At 35.6% G+C, this 2,330-nt stretch carries 3 protein-coding genes; 1 reads left to right on the forward strand and 2 read right to left on the reverse strand.

The window, feature by feature from the left end:
* Positions 1-1,089, reverse strand: a 1,089-nt coding sequence (locus tag ACP6PK_RS20790) for an extracellular solute-binding protein (protein ID WP_426562264.1), incomplete at its 3' end; no start/stop codon positions are given.
* 314 nt (positions 1,090-1,403) lie between these two features.
* A complete protein-coding gene (locus ACP6PK_RS20795) occupies positions 1,404-1,823 on the reverse strand; it encodes a hypothetical protein (protein WP_426562266.1) in 420 nt (139 codons plus the stop codon).
* Positions 1,824-2,068: 245 nt separating this feature from the next.
* Here ACP6PK_RS20795 and ACP6PK_RS20800 point away from each other — a divergent pair, with 245 nt between their 5' ends.
* On the forward strand, positions 2,069-2,212 hold the full coding sequence (locus tag ACP6PK_RS20800) for a chlorophyll a/b-binding protein (RefSeq protein ID WP_426545108.1): 144 nt from the start codon (positions 2,069-2,071) through the stop codon (positions 2,210-2,212).
* Positions 2,213-2,330: the final 118 nt, after the last annotated feature.

Consider the following 2,330-nt stretch of genomic DNA (forward strand, 5'->3'; position numbering starts at 1 on the left):
ACCTCCCGCAGTTGAGGTATCAGTTTTCTCCTGCTGGTTTAATGCTGCCTCAGTTGTATTATCTGGACTCGATGCAGTTGTTAAACCTCCCGCAGTTGAGGTATCAGTTTTCTCCTGCTGGTTTAATTCTGCCTCAGTTGTATTGTCTGGACTCGATGCAGTTGTTAAACCTCCCGCAGTTGAGGCATCAGTTTTCTTCTGTTGGTCTACTGCTGCTACAACTGCTTGACCACTTTCAGAAGTAACTAAACCAAGAAATGCTATAACTTCTGGAGGTGCAGCATCTTTTTTATAAACGTAGGTACGAGGTTGAGAGTATGGGTAGCGGGGGTCATCCGGCAGAATTGTGTGCATCTTAACAACCCGAACATTTTCCTTATTCAGCACTTGGTCAGCGATCGCATAACTAATTCCATCTTGACCTAATTCTTTGATGACTGCTGCTGTATCATCCTCAGATAACTGAATCGTGTTACCTCCAGTCTGAAATAGACTTTTTTTAAACACCTCGTAGTTTTGGAAAGCTTGTCTGGTATCGCTAAAATCTGGGCGATCGATAAAGCGAATTTGTACTTCTGGGCCTCCTACTTCTGACCAATTTGTGATTTCTCCCCTAAATATTTTGGCAAATTGATCGAATGATAAATTTTTTTGAAATGGATTGTCCGGCCCTACTATAATCGCTATTTTACTTCTGTTAATGGGGACTTCAACTAATCCTTGGTCTTTTTCCTGAGAAGTTAATTGACGCCCCACAGCTACTAAATCTGTTTCTCCTTTTAGGAGGGCTTCTAATACTCCACTTGTATCACCTGTTACCAGTTCAACTTGAGTGTCTGGATATTTTTGTTCGTAACGTTGTTTTAGTGCTTGATTAATAACTGTCATACTACTAGAGCCTGACAATGTTATTTTTGTGCCACTTGGCAGGGATTCAGGTAGTGGGTAAGTAGTATCTGAATTGACCGATTGAGCTAGGACAGTATTGCTTAAAAAAGATAAATTAGCAGCTTCTAAGGGCTTGGGAGTAGCAGTTAAGGTTAGCAATACTACTGATATTTGAAATAACTTTTGGCTAGATGAAGACATTTTTATCTGATTTATAGGAAGGACAAAATATGGTTAAATTAACCTTTAGCAATTAGCCTTCAGTTTGAATCTAACTTCCCTATCAGCTATTAGTTTTTTACTAATGAATTGACAGTTAAATTTTTTCCAACTGAAGGCTAAATTCCTTATGAATAATTTTTGTAATTACACCCTCAGTGGGCTTTTTACTGAGAGCTTTTTCAATGTAAATAGATAGATTTTGATGAAATATACTCTTGATTAGTTATGACTAAAATGGAAGTAAAGTAATAGTTTTTTGAGGTTTACGATCTTTAGTTCATCAAACAAATAATTCACATTTTAACTATAGATATTGTCAATTCTCCTTGATTATCCTCAATGTAACTATCAAAGAAAAATGCACAAATATTTGTTTTTTGTAGCACTTCTAAAGTTAAAGTATCGTCATCACCATTTAAAGTTGACCAAGTAGCTTCTACTTCTAAGTTAGTTTTTTTATTGATAAACTTGCCACCATAAATCCACAACATGACAATAGGTTCACTAATTTTATTGCCGTTATTTTGGTATCCAAACGAACCACTGCGAATTCTAATTACATAGATTCCTGGTTCTAATGTTGTCGAAACTGCTGTTTCTTCCTGAATTTTCCGCATAGCTTCAGCATCAAGGAGATAGCAGTTTTTTTTGCTGTCAATCTTCAGATCCGTAACTGTACAAGCTTCCATATCTATTTCTATATTCCTACTCAAATTTTCTACTCTTCTTAACTAAGGCCATTCCTAGTATCTATTTGAAAATCTCATACAACTGTCCAACAATTAATAATCAGTCAGAGGCATATCTTAGTTTAAGAATCGTTCTGTAGTTAGTTTACACCTGTTTAGTCCATCCCTTTACTATTTGGCCTCATCAAAATATTAAATAATGTTGCCAACTTTGATTTTTTGAGTTAAGTTATATTACATAAGCTTGAAATAAAACAAGGATAATGGTCATGGAAAATCAAGATAAAAAGTTAGGTTTTACTGACTTTGCAGAAACTTGGAATGGTCGCTTGGCAATGTTGGGTTTTGTGATTGGTATAGCTACTGAACTCTTAACTGGTCAAGGTATTCTTTCTCAACTCGGTTTGATGTAATTTTCCCACATTTTTTGATTATCTTTATTTGCACTTAACTGCAACTTTTGGAGGTCTATTGATATGGAAAATCAAGATAAAAAGTTAGGTTTTACTGACTTTGCAGAAACTTGGAATG

This window comes from Dapis hubbardiae BLCC-M172 (assembly GCF_050016015.1).
In the GTDB taxonomy this organism is placed as follows: domain Bacteria; phylum Cyanobacteriota; class Cyanobacteriia; order Cyanobacteriales; family Microcoleaceae; genus Trichodesmium.

What these genes read in the sequence shown, in the direction of transcription:
- ACP6PK_RS20800 (WP_426545108.1), top strand. Translation starts at nt 2,069, where the DNA reads ATGGAAAATCAAGATAAAAAGTTAGGTTTTACTGACTTTGCAGAAACT.